This is a genomic window from Mesorhizobium sp. M7A.F.Ca.CA.001.04.2.1 (assembly GCF_003998485.1).
In the GTDB taxonomy this organism is placed as follows: domain Bacteria; phylum Pseudomonadota; class Alphaproteobacteria; order Rhizobiales; family Rhizobiaceae; genus Mesorhizobium; species Mesorhizobium ciceri.
Genome location: NZ_RZQT01000025.1, coordinates 21,699 through 36,657, shown reverse-complemented (window position 1 = coordinate 36,657; position 14,959 = coordinate 21,699). Strand labels below are relative to the sequence as shown.

Annotated in this window: 12 protein-coding genes and 1 pseudogene; 7 read left to right on the top strand and 6 right to left on the bottom strand. The window is 62.7% G+C overall.

All coding sequences use genetic code 11. The features are described from left to right. Positions 1 to 134: 134 nt before the first annotated feature. Entirely contained in the window at positions 135 to 1,049 is a 915-nt protein-coding gene (locus EN955_RS10765; protein WP_024503376.1) for a LysR family transcriptional regulator, read from the bottom strand. Between the two features lie 151 nt (positions 1,050 to 1,200). On the opposite strand from EN955_RS10765, the gene EN955_RS10760 reads away from it, so the two are divergent. Next, entirely contained in the window at positions 1,201 to 1,842 is a 642-nt protein-coding gene (locus EN955_RS10760; RefSeq protein WP_013528009.1) for a DUF47 domain-containing protein, read from the top strand. A gap of 3 nt (positions 1,843 to 1,845) precedes the next feature. Beyond that, positions 1,846 to 2,850 carry an inorganic phosphate transporter gene (locus EN955_RS10755; protein WP_013528008.1) on the top strand — a complete coding sequence of 335 codons (1,005 nt, stop codon included), beginning with the start codon at positions 1,846 to 1,848 and terminating at the stop codon, positions 2,848 to 2,850. A gap of 11 nt (positions 2,851 to 2,861) precedes the next feature. Here the strand turns inward: EN955_RS10755 and EN955_RS10750 are convergent. Further along, a pseudogene (locus tag EN955_RS10750) lies at positions 2,862 to 3,238 on the bottom strand (VOC family protein). A 269-nt stretch (positions 3,239 to 3,507) separates the two neighbouring features. On the opposite strand from EN955_RS10750, the gene EN955_RS10745 reads away from it, so the two are divergent. Then, positions 3,508 to 4,689, top strand: a complete 1,182-nt coding sequence (locus tag EN955_RS10745; RefSeq protein WP_024503377.1) for an Mrp/NBP35 family ATP-binding protein — start codon at positions 3,508 to 3,510, stop codon at positions 4,687 to 4,689. Between the two features lie 30 nt (positions 4,690 to 4,719). Here EN955_RS10745 and EN955_RS10740 read toward each other — a convergent pair whose 3' ends face one another. Further along, a complete protein-coding gene (locus EN955_RS10740) occupies positions 4,720 to 5,172 on the bottom strand; it encodes a carbon monoxide dehydrogenase subunit G (protein WP_013528005.1) in 453 nt (150 codons plus the stop codon). Between the two features lie 146 nt (positions 5,173 to 5,318). Between EN955_RS10740 and EN955_RS10735 the strand changes: the two genes are divergently transcribed. The 4 genes from EN955_RS10735 (at position 5,319) to EN955_RS10720 (ending at position 10,006) form a co-directional block, all read left to right on the top strand. After that, positions 5,319 to 7,124 carry an IlvD/Edd family dehydratase gene (locus tag EN955_RS10735; RefSeq protein WP_013528004.1) on the top strand — a complete coding sequence of 602 codons (1,806 nt, stop codon included), beginning with the start codon at positions 5,319 to 5,321 and terminating at the stop codon, positions 7,122 to 7,124. 215 nt (positions 7,125 to 7,339) lie between these two features. After that, positions 7,340 to 8,158, top strand: a complete 819-nt coding sequence (locus tag EN955_RS10730) for a chromate resistance protein ChrB domain-containing protein (protein ID WP_024503378.1) — start codon at positions 7,340 to 7,342, stop codon at positions 8,156 to 8,158. After that, positions 8,155 to 9,543 (top strand): chromate efflux transporter, encoded by a 1,389-nt coding sequence (chrA, locus tag EN955_RS10725; RefSeq protein WP_024503379.1) that lies wholly within the window; start codon positions 8,155 to 8,157, stop codon positions 9,541 to 9,543. The genes EN955_RS10730 and chrA overlap by 4 nt, the downstream gene beginning before the upstream one ends. A gap of 64 nt (positions 9,544 to 9,607) precedes the next feature. After that, positions 9,608 to 10,006: a hypothetical protein gene (locus tag EN955_RS10720; protein WP_024503380.1), complete on the top strand. Its 399-nt coding sequence runs from the start codon at positions 9,608 to 9,610 to the stop codon at positions 10,004 to 10,006. 146 nt (positions 10,007 to 10,152) lie between these two features. Here the strand turns inward: EN955_RS10720 and EN955_RS10715 are convergent, their stop codons facing one another. From EN955_RS10715 to EN955_RS10705, 3 genes are all read right to left on the bottom strand, one after another. Continuing rightward, entirely contained in the window at positions 10,153 to 11,382 is a 1,230-nt protein-coding gene (locus EN955_RS10715) for an aromatic ring-hydroxylating dioxygenase subunit alpha (RefSeq protein WP_013528000.1), read from the bottom strand. 62 nt (positions 11,383 to 11,444) lie between these two features. Beyond that, the gene (locus tag EN955_RS10710) at positions 11,445 to 13,034 is read right to left on the bottom strand and encodes a trimethylamine methyltransferase family protein (RefSeq protein WP_024503381.1); all 1,590 of its coding nucleotides are present in this window, start codon (positions 13,032 to 13,034) and stop codon (positions 11,445 to 11,447) included. A 191-nt stretch (positions 13,035 to 13,225) separates the two neighbouring features. After that, positions 13,226 to 14,719: a PLP-dependent aminotransferase family protein gene (locus tag EN955_RS10705; RefSeq protein WP_024503382.1), complete on the bottom strand. Its 1,494-nt coding sequence runs from the start codon at positions 14,717 to 14,719 to the stop codon at positions 13,226 to 13,228. Positions 14,720 to 14,959 lie beyond the last annotated feature (240 nt).

Here is a 14,959-nt window from a genome sequence, read left to right as displayed (position 1 = left end):
AAGCATCAAGCTGTTTTGGAACAACGACATGCGCGTGCCGCTTTATCGCTAAGTGCTTAAGAAACCAGAGAAAACCTCTGAAATCAATAAAGCGGTTTCGTTGTACGATAGAAATCTTCTATCGTTCCGTTTGACTAACCCTGTCTAGTGGAACGGTTGGCATGGAAATCGTCCGCCAGCGCCATTGCCTCGTCCAGCAGCGCCGAGACCAAAGGTGTGTGCGGTTCGCGCGGTGTCGCCACCAGGCCGACCGTGTGGCTGGCGTCTGGTTCGATGATTGGAATGGCCCGGATCGGTTCGGAAAAGCCGAATGTTTCCGCAAGGTTGAGCGGCATGATCGACGACCATTTGCCGGTGCGGATGTGCGAAAACAGCACGATCATCGAATTGGATTCCAGCGTCGGTCGCACCTGCACGCCGGCTTCGGCCAGATGCTGGTCGATGATGCGGCGGTTCTGCATGTCCGGCGTCAACAGGCACAGCGGCAGGCTTGAGAGCTCCGCCCATGTCACTTTGTCGCGGTCGGAATAGGGATTTCCCATCGCGGTGATCAGTTGGTAGCGCTCGTCATAGAGCGGCACGCTGGTCACCCGCCCCAGCGGCTCGTTGTCGAGATAGGTGATGCCGGCATCGATGTCGAAATTGCCGAGCAGCGACAGCACCTCGATCGAAGTCCGCGACAGCACCGAAAAGGTGACGCCGGGATGCTTTTCGCGAAATGGCGTCGTCAGCCGCGGCAGCATGGCGAGCGCCGTCGGGATGGCGGCGATGCGGATACGGCCCGAAAGTCCGTGGCGCGCCGCGCGCATTTCCTCGCGCATGGTCCTGGTGTCGCCGACGATGCGGCGTGCCCACACCAGCACCTGTTTTCCCTCCGGCGTCAGCCCCTGGAAGCGTGAGCCACGCAGAACCAGCATGACGCCAAGCTGGCCTTCCAACTGCTTGATGCCGGCCGACAGCGTCGGCTGCGTGACGCCGCACACCTCCGCCGCCCGGCCGAAATGCTCCTCCCTGGCGAGCGCGATGAAGAATTCCAGCTTGTCGATCATGTGATCTTTCCGGTCGTTCGCTGCAAGGTCGGGGAAATTGTGCTCTACCGCAAGCGCCACGCACAATTGCCCTGCATCCACACCTTTAAGCCGGCTACCTGTTTCCCGCGGCTGAATGCGGCGCTATGTGGATGAAACTGGGAGATCGACCATGCTGGGCTGGTTCCGCAAGCTTTTGCCGCGCGAAGATCGCTTCTTCGACCTGTTCGAACGACATTCCCGCACCGTGGTCGGCGGCGCCGAGGCGCTGGAGCAGCTTCTACAGGGCAGGGATATCGATCTCTGGTGCCAGAAAATCATCGATCTCGAAGATGAGGCCGACCACATCACCGCGGAAGTCCTGCTGGCTGTACGGCGCTCCTTCATCACGCCTTTCGATCGCGGCGACATCAAGGACCTGATCCAGTCGATGGATGACGCCATCGATATGATGCACAAGACGGTCAAGACGGTGAAGCTGTTCGAGCGCAAGGAGTTCGATCCGCTGATGCAGGAAATGGGTGGCGTCATCGTCGCCGCCGCCAAGCTGGTGGCCGAGGCGATCCCGCTGCTCAACAAGGTCGCAACGCATACTGTGCGCCTCAACGCCATCGCCGAAGAGGTGATGCGCGTCGAAAGCCGGGCCGACGACCTGCACGAGCAAGGGCTGAAGGATCTCTTCAGGAAGCACGGCAGCAGCGATCCGATGGCCTATATGATCGGAAGCGAGATTTATGGCCAACTGGAAAAGGTGGTCGACCGCTTCGAGGACGTCGCCAACGAGATCAGCGGCATCGTCATTGAGAATGTCTAGGTGATGGAAGCAACCATTGCCTTTCCCGTGCTGGCCGGCCTCGTCGCCGTCGCACTGTTCTTCGACTTTCTCAACGGCCTGCACGACGCCGCCAATTCCATCGCCACCATCGTTTCCACCCGCGTGCTGCGGCCGCAATATGCGGTGCTGTGGGCGGCATTCTTCAATTTCATCGCCTTCATGTTCTTCGGCCTCCACGTTGCCGAGACCGTAGGCAAAGGCATCGTCGACGTCAGCATCGTCACCCCGGCGGTGATCTTTGCAGCCCTGGTCGGCGCCATCGTCTGGAACATCGTCACCTGGATCGCCGGCATCCCTTCGAGCAGCTCGCATGCGCTGATCGGCGGCTTGGTCGGCGCCGGTGTTGCGAAGGCAGGCGTGGGCGCCATCGTCTGGACCGGGCTTGGCAAGACGGTTGCGGCAATCGTCTTGTCGCCGGCGACCGGCTTTATCCTGGCGCTCGTCCTGGTTCTCGTCGTCTCGTGGCTCTTCGTGCGCCAGACGCCGTTTGCGGTCGACAGCACCTTCCGCGTCATGCAGTTCTTTTCCGCCTCGCTCTATTCCCTCGGGCACGGCGGCAATGACGCCCAGAAGACCATGGGCATCATCGCCGTGCTGCTCTATTCGCAAGGCATGCTCGGCGCGACTTTCTACGTGCCGCTGTGGGTGGTCCTCACTTGCCAGTCGGCACTGGCGCTCGGCACCCTGTTCGGCGGCTGGCGCATCGTCCACACCATGGGCTCGAAGATCACCCGGCTGAACCCGATGCAGGGTTTTTGCGCCGAAACCGGTGGGGCGATCACGCTGTTTGCGGCGACCTGGCTCGGCGTTCCCGTATCGACCACCCACACCATCACCGGCGCCATCATCGGCGTCGGCGCCGCCCGCCGCGTCTCGGCCGTGCGCTGGGGCATTGCCGGCAACATCGTCATCGCCTGGATCGTTACCTTGCCGGCCACCGCTTTGATTTCGGCGCTCACCTACCTCGCGGTTGGCCTGGCGAGGTGAGGTGAAGAAATCTACCTGTCCACAAGGTTCAGGATGTTGCCGTCTGGATCCTTGAACAGGCAACCTTCATTCCGTAACCGACGTGGAGATCGCCCTCCAGCGTCAAGCCCGGCATCTGATAGTGCTCGAAGGCGACGCCCTTCGACTTCAGCTCCTTGACGATGTTGCCGATCTCGTCGCCAACCATCCAGGTCACCGCTGTCGCCTTGTTGGTTCCGGCAAATTGGGAATGATAGACGTTGAGGGTGGTATCGCCGCTTTTGTACACGATCAGTTCGCCCCCCTCATCCTGCACCTGTTTCAGGCCAAGCGTTCCTTCGTAGAAAGCCTTGGCCTTTGCCAGATCGCTTACCGCCAGATTTGCCGTTGCGTTGCTGTTTGCGAGCATAATCGCCTCCTTCTCGGCTTGTCGGTCCCGTGCTGGTCGTTGAAATAGGTCGCTGCGATCGTTTGGCGACTGTCGGCTGGATTGATTGCTGGCCGCATCGGCGCTCGCTTATCTGGAGGACGTTTGGCGCGGATGAAATCCGGCAGGACCCGCCGGTTTTTCAGGCACGCCAAGACAGCCATTGCTCCACGGCTTGGTTCTGTCCGGAAACTGCATTATCTCAGGTGCAAGCTGCATCTCAGGCGCAAGCTGCGTAAGGAAAAACTGCCATGTCCGTCACCAAGGAAATCGTCACCGAGCGTCTGAAGACGGTCAACGGGCCGGATTTCACCGGCAACATCGTCGACCTCGGCATGGTTTCGGAAATTTTCATCGCCGACGGGAAGGTCTTCTTCTCGATTACCGTTCCCGCCGCCCGCGCCCAGGAAATGGAGCCGCTGCGCGCCGCTGCCGAGAGTGTCGTCAAGGCGATCCCCGGTGTCGCCGGCGCCGTCGTCGCGCTGACGGCGGAGAAGAAGGGCGGCGGCATGGAGGCGCCGGTTCCATCGCGCCCCGCACCCAGGCCCGTTCCGCCGGCTGCGCCCGCTGCCGCCGCGCCGCGTGTGGCTCCGCACGCGCCGGCCTCGCACAGCTCGGGCAAGCGTGGCGTGCCCGGTATCGAAGCGATCATTGCCGTTGCTTCCGGCAAAGGCGGCGTCGGCAAGTCGACCACCGCCGTCAACATCGCGCTCGGCCTCGCCGCCAACGGCCTGCGCGTCGGCGTGCTCGATGCCGACATCTACGGCCCGTCCATGCCAAGGCTGCTCAACATCCACGGCCGGCCGCAGACCGTCGACGGCAAGATCCTGAAACCGATGGAGAATTACGGCCTGAAGGTGATGTCGATGGGTTTCCTCGTCGACGAGGAAACGCCGATGATCTGGCGTGGCCCGATGGTGATGTCGGCACTGACGCAGATGCTGCGTGAAGTCGAATGGGGTCGGCTCGACGTGCTCGTCGTCGACATGCCGCCCGGCACCGGCGACGCGCAACTGACCATGGCCCAACAGGTGCCGCTGGCTGGCGCCGTCATCGTCTCGACGCCGCAGGACCTGGCCCTGATCGACGCGCGAAAAGGCCTCAACATGTTCAAGAAGGTCGACGTGCCGCTGCTCGGCATCGTCGAGAACATGAGCTATTTCATCGCCCCGGACACCGGCAAGCGCTACGACATCTTCGGTCATGGCGGGGCGCGGCGCGAGGCCGAGCGCCTTGGCGTCACCTTCCTCGGCGAGGTGCCGCTCGAGATGGGCATTCGCGAAAGCTCGGATGCCGGCACGCCGGTTGTCGTCTCCAAGCCCGACGGCGCCGAGGCGAAAATCTACCGCGACATCGCCTCGAAGGTCTGGGACCGGGTTAACGAAGAGCGTGGTGCTGCGGCAGCGGCGGTGCCGAGTATTGTTTTCGAGTAGCTTGTTCGGCAGCCGCCGCCGCTCTGCAGCCTAGGCCGCGCCGACCTTCTCGCCGAAGCTGGAAAAAAACTGTCCGGCCAGTTTCTTCGAGGTCGATTCGATCAGCCGGCTGCCGAGCTGGGCGATCTTGCCGCCGACATCGGCCTTGGCCGCGTAGTTCAATATCGTGGCGTCGGGTCCATCTGCCGTCAGCGTCACGTCGGCGCCACCCTTGGCGAAGCCTGCAATGCCGCCCTTGCCTTCGCCCTGGATGGTGTAGGAGTGCGGCGGCTTCAGGTTCTTCAGCGTCACTTCGCCGTTGAACGTCGCCTTGATCGGTCCGATCTTCACCACCACGGTTGCCGCCATCTCGGTCGGCGACTTCATCTCCAGGCTCTGGCAACCGGGAATGGTCGCCTTCAAGACCTCGGGATCGTTCAGCGCTTCCCACACTTTTTGCAGCGGTGCGGCAATGCGCTCCTCGCCTTCGATCACCAAAGCCATGAAAACCTCCCGGACAAGACTGTCCGAACCCGTAACGCACGGCTTGGGGCGTGTCTATCGCACCAAAGTCCGGTTGCGACCGCACGCCCTCTTGCCTGCTCCCGCGCGTTGCCATATCGATTTGTCTTACAAATACGGAGACCATGATGGCAGGCGCCCCCACCCATAAGAAAAAATTTCGCTCGCAGGAGTGGTTCGACAATCCCGACAATCCGGGCATGACGGCTCTCTATCTCGAGCGCTATCTCAATTACGGCCTGACGCGCGCCGAACTGATGTCCGGCAAGCCGCTGATCGGCATCGCCCAGACCGGCTCGGATCTGTCGCCCTGCAACCGTCATCATATCGAACTGGCCAAGCGTGTGCGCGAAGGCATCGTCTCGATGGGCGGTATTCCGTTCGAGTTCCCCTGCCATCCGATCCAGGAGACCGGCAAGCGGCCGACCGCAGCGCTCGACCGCAACCTTGCCTACCTCAGCCTGGTCGAGGTGCTTTACGGCTACCCGCTCGATGGCGTCGTGCTGACCATCGGTTGCGACAAGACGACGCCGGCGCTGCTGATGGCAGCGGCCACCGTCAACATTCCGGCGATCGCGCTGTCGGTCGGGCCGATGCTCAATGGCTGGCACAAGGGCAAGCGCACCGGCTCCGGTACCATCGTCTGGGAATCACGCCAGCGCCTGTCGGCCGGCGAGATCGATTATGACGAGTTCATGGACATCGTCGCCTCGTCGGCGCCGTCCACCGGCTATTGCAACACCATGGGCACCGCCACCACGATGAACTCGCTGGCCGAGGCGCTTGGCATGCAGTTGCCGGGCTCGGCCGCCATTCCCGCGCCCTACCGCGAGCGTGGCCAGATTTCCTATGAGACCGGAAAACGCATCGTCGAGATGGTGCATGAGGATCTGAAGCCGTCCGACATCATGACGAGAGAGGCTTTCGAGAACGCCATCGTCGTCAATTCGGCCATTGGCGGCTCAACCAACGCGCCGATCCACCTCAATGCCATCGCCCGCCACCTTGGTGTCAAGCTCGACAATGACGACTGGCAGACGGTCGGCCTCAATGTGCCGCTGCTGGTCAATTTGCAGCCGACGGGCGAATATCTTGGCGAGGACTACCATCATGCCGGCGGCGTGCCGGCGGTCATTGCCGAACTGATGAAGGGCGACCTGTTGCCGCATCCCGGCGCACGCACCGTCAACGGCAAGTCGATCGGCGAGAATAGCGAGGGCGTCGCCAACGAAAACCCCGACGTCATCCGCTCTGTCGCCAAGCCGCTGAAGGCCAATGCCGGCTTCATCAATCTCAGGGGCAATCTGTTCGATTCGGCGATCATGAAGACCAGCGGCATCTCGCCCGAGTTTCGCGAACGCTATCTGTCCAATCCTAGGGATCCCGAGGCTTTCGAAGGCAACGCCATGGTTTTCGACGGGCCGGAGGATTACCACGCCCGCATCGACGACCCGGCGCAAGGCATCGACGAACACACCATCCTGTTCATGCGCGGCGCCGGCCCGGTCGGCTATCCCGGCGGTGCCGAGGTCGTCAACATGCAGCCGCCGGCCTATCTCATCAAGAAGGGCATCCACGCGCTCGCCTGCATCGGGGACGGCCGCCAGTCGGGCACGTCGGGTTCGCCGTCGATCCTCAACGCCTCGCCGGAAGCGGCGATCGGCGGCGGACTGGCGCTGCTCAAGACGGGCGACCGGGTCCGCATCGACTTGCGCAAGGGCACGGCCGACATCCTCGTCACCGACGACGAGATCACCCGGCGCCGCGCCGAACTGCAGAACAATGGCGGCTTCCACTATCCCGAGCACCAGACGCCCTGGCAGGAGATCCAGCGCGGTATGGTCGCGCAGTTTTCGGAGGGAATGGTGCTGAAGCCGGCGGTGAAATACCAGGATGTCGCGCACACCAGCGGTGTCCCCAGGGACAATCATTGATTCTGGATCGACGGATGGCGGCTTGATCAAATCAGGCCGCCGTCGGTTTTCCGGTCAGCGTGTTGCATCGCTGCCGGGTAGGTCGAGAACGGCCACCGTCCTTGACAAGCGCGCCCAACAAATCCACCATCATGACAAGGGGTGCATCGCGACGACCCCGTGAGGCGTCAGCCCAACGTTCGCGTCCAAGCTTCTCTTTTCAGGAGGTGGACGCCATGCCGTCAACAACCGCTATCACCGTACCGCAATTGTCCCGGCTCATAGGTCTGCCGGGCGCCCCAGTCATTGTCGATGTTCGCATAGATGAAGATTTCGACGCCGATCCGCGGCTGTTGCCGGCGTCGTGCCGTCGCGATTTCAAAACCGTTTCAAGCTGGGCGGCCACGTTCGCCGGCAAGCCAGTGGCCGTCGTTTGCCAGAGGGGGCAAAAGCTCTCGCAAGGCGTGGCCGCATGGCTGCGCCATGAGGGGATATCAGCTGAATCTCTCGAAGGCGGCTTTGAAGCCTGGCGCGATGCCGGCGGGCTTCTGGCCCGCACCGCCAAGATGCCGCCACGCAATGAAAAGGGCGCCACCGTCTGGGTGACGCGATCGCGCCCGAAGGTCGACCGCATCGCTTGCCCGTGGCTGATCCGGCGTTTCGTCGACCCCGACGCGGTGTTCCTGTTCGTCGAACCCGCTGAAGTGTTGGCTGTTGCCGACCGCTTTCAGGCCGTGCCGTTCGACATCGACAATGTGTTCTGGAGCCATCGCGGCGAGCGCTGCACCTTCGACACGATGATCGAGGAGTTCGGGCTGGAATCCGCGGCGCTCGATCGCCTCGCTGCAATCGTGCGGGCGGCCGACACTGCAAGCCTTGACCTGGTGCCTCAGGCGGCCGGCTTTCTGGTTGCCTCGCTTGGTCTGTCGCGTATGTACCGCGACGATCTGGAACAACTGGAAGCAGGCATGCTGCTCTACGACGCGTTCTTCCGCTGGTGTCGCGACGCCACCGAAGAAACGCACAACTGGCCGGCTGCGGGTAAGCCGTCGTGACCGCTCTTGTCCCGGACAATAAGGCGGGAACCGTCCCGGTGCCGGCTGCACCGACCTTCACCGAGGCCGTGAAGGTCTGGGCGAAAATCGGATTGCTCAGCTTTGGCGGTCCGGCCGGGCAGATCGCGCTGATGCACAAGGAACTGGTCGAGGAGCGGCGCTGGATCGGTGAGCGGCGTTTCCTGCACGCGCTGAACTACTGCATGTTGCTGCCTGGCCCGGAAGCCCAGCAACTCGCCATCTACATCGGTTGGCTGCTGCACAGGACGGCCGGCGGCCTTGTCGCCGGCATCCTGTTCGTCTTGCCGGGCGCGCTCGTCATGCTCGCCTTGAGCAGCCTCTACGTCCTCTATGGCGACGTGCCGCTTGTCGCGGCGCTGTTTTTCGGGGTCAAGGCGGCTGTGCTTGCCATTGTCGTCGAGGCGGTGGTCCGGATCAGCCGGCGTGCCCTCAAGAACCGGGTCATGGTGTCGATCGCGGTCGCGGCGTTCATCGCCATCTATGCGTTGAATGTGCCCTTTCCGCTCATCGTCCTGCTAGCCGGCCTGACGGGATGGCTGGGGGATCGCATTGCTCCCGCCCTGTTTTCCGGCTCGGCCCATGGCAAGGACGATGTTGCCGACTTCAAGGGAGCGGTCGACCTGATGTTCGAGCGTGGCGAACTGGCCCATGTCAAACCGACCAGATGGCATGCACCGCGCACCGTCGCCATCTGGCTGCCGCTCTGGCTCGGGCCTGTTCTTTTGATCTGGTGGTTCACCGGCTCTGCAAGCGTCTGGACCGAGATAGGCCGGTTCTTCAGTCTCATGGCTGTCGTCACCTTCGGTGGCGCCTATGCGGTCCTCGCTTATGTCGCACAGGCAGCCGTCCAGTCCTTCGGCTGGCTGGCGCCGGGTGAAATGGTCGATGGCCTTGGGCTCGCCGAAACGACGCCAGGGCCGCTCATCCTGGTGCTGCAGTTCGTCGGCTTCATCGCCGCGTTCCGCCATTCCGGCTCGCTGGACCCGTTGGTTGCCGGATCGCTGGGGGCTTTGCTCACTCTGTGGGTGACGTTCACGCCTTGCTTCTTCTGGATATTCCTCGGTGCGCCCTACATCGAGGCCTTGCGCGGCAACAAGGCACTGTCGGCCGCACTGGGCGCGATCACCGCCGCCGTTGTCGGGGTAATTATGAATCTGGCCCTATGGTTTGCCTTGCACGTCATCTTCCGTGAGGTGCGCGCGACGGGCCTTGGCATGAACGTGCCGGTGCTTTCGTCGATCGACTGGCGCGCGGCCTTGCTTTCCGTGGCCGCCATGGTCGCCATCCTGAAGCTGAAAGTCGGCATGCTGCCGACACTCGCGCTATCCGCCCTTGCAGGGATCTTGCTGGCGGCGGCTGGTTAGACAGCACCGCCTTTGCAATCCGCTTGCCCACCACCTAAGTGGGCTGGAAATGGAAGGAAACATCATGGCCGGACGGCGATCTTCCCTCGGCTTTCTCGGAATGTTCGGCCGTTCGGGCGACTTGAGGCAGCTCGACGATGCATTGCGCGGCGCCGATCTGCATCCAGCCCTTGTGCCGGAGGGCGTGAAGCTTACCCTCGTCAATCTCATGAAGGATCGCTGGCCCGACGAGCCGCCACCGGGCACCTATGCGTCGGTGGCACAATTATGCAGCTATTGCATCGCGGGTCCCGAAACCTTCGAGCAAGCCAATGGCCATGAGCGGACGCTGGGAGCCGAGCGCCGCATCGAGGCGGCGCTTGAAGCCGGTGACAGCCTCGACGCGCAGATCGTGCTGATGACGCTGCATGCCAAGCTCATCAACCCCGAAGTCGTCGACCGATACGGGCTCAGCGCGGAATGACGCGAAAGGCAAGATCTGCCTGATTCTCCTAGAGCAATTCTAGGAAAAGTGTGAGCGGTTTTCCGTCTAGAATTGCGTCAAAACAAAGAGTTAGAGCAGATCGCCGTTTCCGTGAAACGGTGAATGCTCTAAGGCAGCCGAGCCGTTCAGGCCCGGCTGATCTCCTCGAGATACCAGCCGATGTAGCGCAGTTCGTTATATTCCATCGGCGCGATAGGTCCGGGCACGAAATAGTGCGAGCGCACGCCGCGCGCAGTGTGCTCGATGATCTTCTTGTCCTCTTCGGTGGTGATCTTCCACAGCCAGGTCAGCTTCTCCAGATCGTAATCCTGGCCCTCGACCGTGTCGCCGCGCACCAGCCAGATCAGTTCCATCTCGCAGGTGCCAGCCGTTTTCGGGATGAAGCGGTAGATCATGCCGTGATCGGGATAGCATACGAGGAAGGTCGTGCCGCCGAGATGGATGGAAGTGACGCCACCGTCATAGTCGGAGAAGCGTCCCATCAGCGGGGCCACCGGCGATCCATCCTGGCTGCCGCTCGAAACGCCGTCATAGAGCGCATAGCGGAAGGTGTGGATTGCTTCCTGACCGGCCGCCGAGTTCTGCCAGCGGTTGGCGCTGCCGATCTCGATGCCGAGCGCGCAGGTGCGTTGCTCCATCGCCGCATTGAGCTGCTCGATCATTTCTGCCGGCTTTTCCAGCGCATGCGTCTGCGAATATTCCGGATGCGCCGGCCCGCAATGGTAACATTCGACATAGTTCTCGACGGCGAGCTTCCAGTTGGCGTCGAGCGGGTAGGACTGACGATACGCAACCTTGGCGTCGCCCCAGCCATACTGGCCGCAGCTCGTTCGCAGCGACTGTTCGATCGGATCGAAATCGAGCGGCGTCTCGGCGAAGGAAATGAAGACCAGACCGGATGCGACGCGGACATGAAGCTTCTTCAGCCCGTGCGCCGTGCGGTCGAAATCCTTCGGCATCAGGCGGGCAGCGCGCAACGATCCGTCATTGGAATAGGTCCAGGCGTGGTAGGGGCACACGAACATCTTCGCGTTGCCCTTCTGCTTGGTGCAGACCTCGGCGCCGCGGTGGCGACAGACGTTGAGCATGGCATGCACGGTGCCATCCATGCCGCGTGTCAGGATGACCGCCTCGTCGCCTAGTTTGAACAGCTCGAAATCGCCGGGGTTCGGGATAACGCTGGCGTGGGCCAGGCAATGCCAGTGGCGGCGAAAGACCCGTTCCATGTCGCGTTCGAAGATCGCCGGGTCATGATAGAAGGCACGCACCAGGCCGTGGCCTGGCCGATGAGATGCCACCAGCCGATCGATCGCGTCGCCGTCGGTGGGGGCTTGCTGGATAGGATGCACACTCATTTGTCGTTCTGCCCGATGGTTGGTCGTGTATGGCTGTATGGCTGCACGAGACTTGTCTCCGGTCAGCCGCCCATATGCGTGCGCGGCAGGTGGATCAGGTTGCCGAAACGGGCACGCAATCTGTCGTCGACCTGTTTTGGCACATGGCGCGGAAATCGTTCGGCAAGAATGCGCTTCTTCTCGGTGATCGCACGCAGCAATATATCAGGCCGGCCTTTTTCGTTCCATTCCTTCGGCGAGGAACGATCGCCGAGGGCAGGATAGAAGTGCTCGGTCTGCATCAGCTTGAGCGTTTGTTCGTTGTCGAGATAGTGGCCCGGACCCTTGAGGCAGACCTCCGCGATGCTGTCGATCGACAGGGCTTCGTCAGTCACGTCGATGCCACGCGCGCAGCCCAGGCAATGACCGAGCATGTCGTTGTCGATGACCAGGCTCTCCAGGCAGAAGCCGAGCAGCGAGGCATGCATGCCGGCCGCCTCATAGACCAGGTTGAGGCCGGAGAGGCCGGCCATCACATTGGTGATGCCCTTTTCGTAGCCGGACTGAATATCGGGCAATTTCGAATCCGTCATGCCGGCGGCGGAGCCACCGGGCAGGTCGTAGAATTGCGCCATCTGGGCACAGGCCGCCGTTGCCACCGACTGCTCGGCCGACCCGCCGGCCATGGCGCCGGTGCGCAGGTCGGACATGAACGGCCATGCGCCGAAGATCGCCGGATGGCCGGGCTTGAGCGCGTTGACATAGACCAGGCCGGCCAGCACTTCGGCCACTGCCTGCACGACGGCGCCGGCCATCGCCGCGGGTGCCGTCGTGCCCGACTGGCCGGTCGACAGCAGCAGGATCGGGATGCCGCCTTCGACGCAGGCCTCGAGCACGCCGCAGGCATCCTCGGCGAACCTCATCGGCGGCACGACGAATGAATTGGAGTTGGAAACGAATGGCCGGGCGCGGAAATTCTCCTCGCCTCCGGCGATGGCGTACAGCATTTCAAGTGCAGGCTTCACGTTCTCACGCACCGTGAAGGATGTTCCGACGTGCTTCGATGTTCCCATCACACAGGCATAAAGCGTGTTGAAATCCATCTCGAGCGGATCGGCGATGTCGCGCGCCACCATCGGCCGCTGGAAGAAATGAATGTTGTCCAGCCCGTCGACGATGCGGGCGGCATCATAAATATCCTGCAGCTTGGATTCGCGGTACTCACGCTTCTCCAGATCCACCAGGTGCACGGCGATGCCTGCCGTGCCGTAGTGCACGCGCTTGCCCTGGACCACCATGTCGTGCCTGGGGTCCTGGCCATGAAGCGTGAAATGTCGTGCCGCCCGCTTGATGGTGTCGAGCACGAGCGCGCGCGGAAAGCGGACCCGGCCATCGTCGCCATGGATCGCCCCCACCTTGGTCAGTACCTTTATGCAGGAAGGAATGGCGTTGGCGAAACCCACTGTCTCCAGAAGCGTCAGCACGCCTTCGTGGATACGCTCGCGGTCATCCCCGCGAAGCGGCCCGTAGCCGCCGCCCTCGATGGCCTTGTGCTGTGGTCTGGTATCCTCCACCAGGGGAGATGATCGCATGGCATGTCCTGTTTCGCGAAGACCGGAGCGTTGTGGACGACGGTTCGCCGGCGTGTCCTGCTGTTCGACAGCCACTGGCATGGAGCACTCCAACTTCGTCGGCAGGAACTCGTGGCGGTTGGTCCACCATCGGCCTGCTTCTTCCCCTGATGACGCCGACTATGCCGCCGGCACTGGCCCATCCTATGGGCCAGCTGGCTCAGTTCCATGTGCCAGAACTAAAATACCGGAGCCGCTGCGAGCGGCTCCGGTCACGAGAGGTCGATGATGGATCAGGCGGCCGCGGGTCTGCGTCCGGCGGCCGTGGCCAGTTCGCGGATGCCTGGCTCGATGTGCTGTAGCGCGATCGACGAGATGCCCAGCCGCATGAAACGCGAAGGCTTTTCAGTGCGATCGAAGAAGCGGTCGCCTGGCTCGATGATGACGCTGCGCGAGGCCGCTGCCTCGGCAAGCCCGCGCGAATCGGTGCCGCGCGGCCCTTCGAGCCACAGCGACGTACCGCCGGCCGAATCGGTCGAACGCCATTCCGGCAGGAAGGCGGAAATCGCATGGACCAGCCGCTTGCGCCGCTCGTCGAAGGCTGACGACAGCCGCCGCACCAGCGCCTCGTGGTGGCCGAGCGACAGGAACAGTGCGACGGCGCGCTGATTGTTGGCCGGCGGATGACGCAGCATGAAGCGGCGCAGCGCCCGGAGCTCCGCGATCAGTCCGGCGGACGCCACGATGTAGCCGAGCCGCAGGCCGGGAGCCAGCGTCTTGGACATAGAGCCGACATAGACCACGCGGCCGGAACGATCGAGGCTCTTCAGCGCTTGCTGCGGTGCCTCGTCGAGAAGCTGGCTGTCATAGCCGTCCTCGATGATGATCTGGTTGTAGCGGTTGGCGCGCGCCAGAAGATCCTGCCGCCGTTCCGCCGACAACGGCACCATGGTCGGGCAATGATGGCTGGGCGTGACGAAGACGAAGCCGGAATCATTGGGAATAGAAGCAGTTACGATGCCGGACTGGTCGACCGGCACCGGCTGTATCTCTGCGCCCGCAAGGCGGAAGATCGAGCGCGCGTCGGGGTAACCGGGGTCCTCCATCGCCACCTTGGAGCCCTTGGACATCAGCAGCGTCGCCAGCATGTAGAGCGCGTTCTGGGCGCCCAGCGTGACGATGATCTCGTCGGGATTGGCGAAGATGCCGCGCCGGGGCAGGAGCCGCGCCTGGATCTGCTCGATCAGCAGCGGATCGTCACGGTCGACCATGTCGGATGCCCAGTTGCGGATTTCCAGCACGGCAAGCGCCATGCGGTTGCACTCGCGCCATTCAGCGGTCGGGAACAGCGCCGGGTCGAACTGCCCGTAGACGAAAGGATAGGACGACTTGATCCAGTTCTCGTGCTTGGCCGGCGGCGGCATGTCGCTTGCGGCGATCTTGCGGCGTGCCTTCCAGTCGATCTCATTGGCCTGGTCGGGCGCCTTCTGGTGCGGCTTGGCCGGTGTCGCCAGCACATCGGGATTGACGAAATGGCCACGCCGTTCGCGCGCCACCAGGAAACCCTGGTCGACGAGCTGCTGGAACGCCAGCACCACGGTTCCGCGCGCCACGCCGAGTTTTTCGGCCAGGATGCGGCAGGAAGGGAGCGGCATCGAAGCGGCGATCTGGCGGTCGAGAATGGCGGCTACGATGGCCTGGCGGATCTGCGCCTGCAGGGTTTGGCCGGATTCGGCCGAAATCCGGAACAGGCCGGACCATATCGCCGTGTCGTTTCGCTGTGGCATGGGAGATTTCCTCGATGGCCAGCCTTTTTCGTTTGGCTGGACCAGCCGAACGTAACCGTGGCACAAGGGGTTGCGCCAATCAATTTTTCTGATCGTTGGGATTTATGCCAGTGATCCTTCACGTCCTTTTGATGCCGCGTTGCGGCATCGTGGGCTGACGCGGCGCTTCATCCCGGCGATGACATCGTGCGTCGTGGCGGCATGAGGGTGTGCGTCATCGCTGCGCATTGATACGGGTGG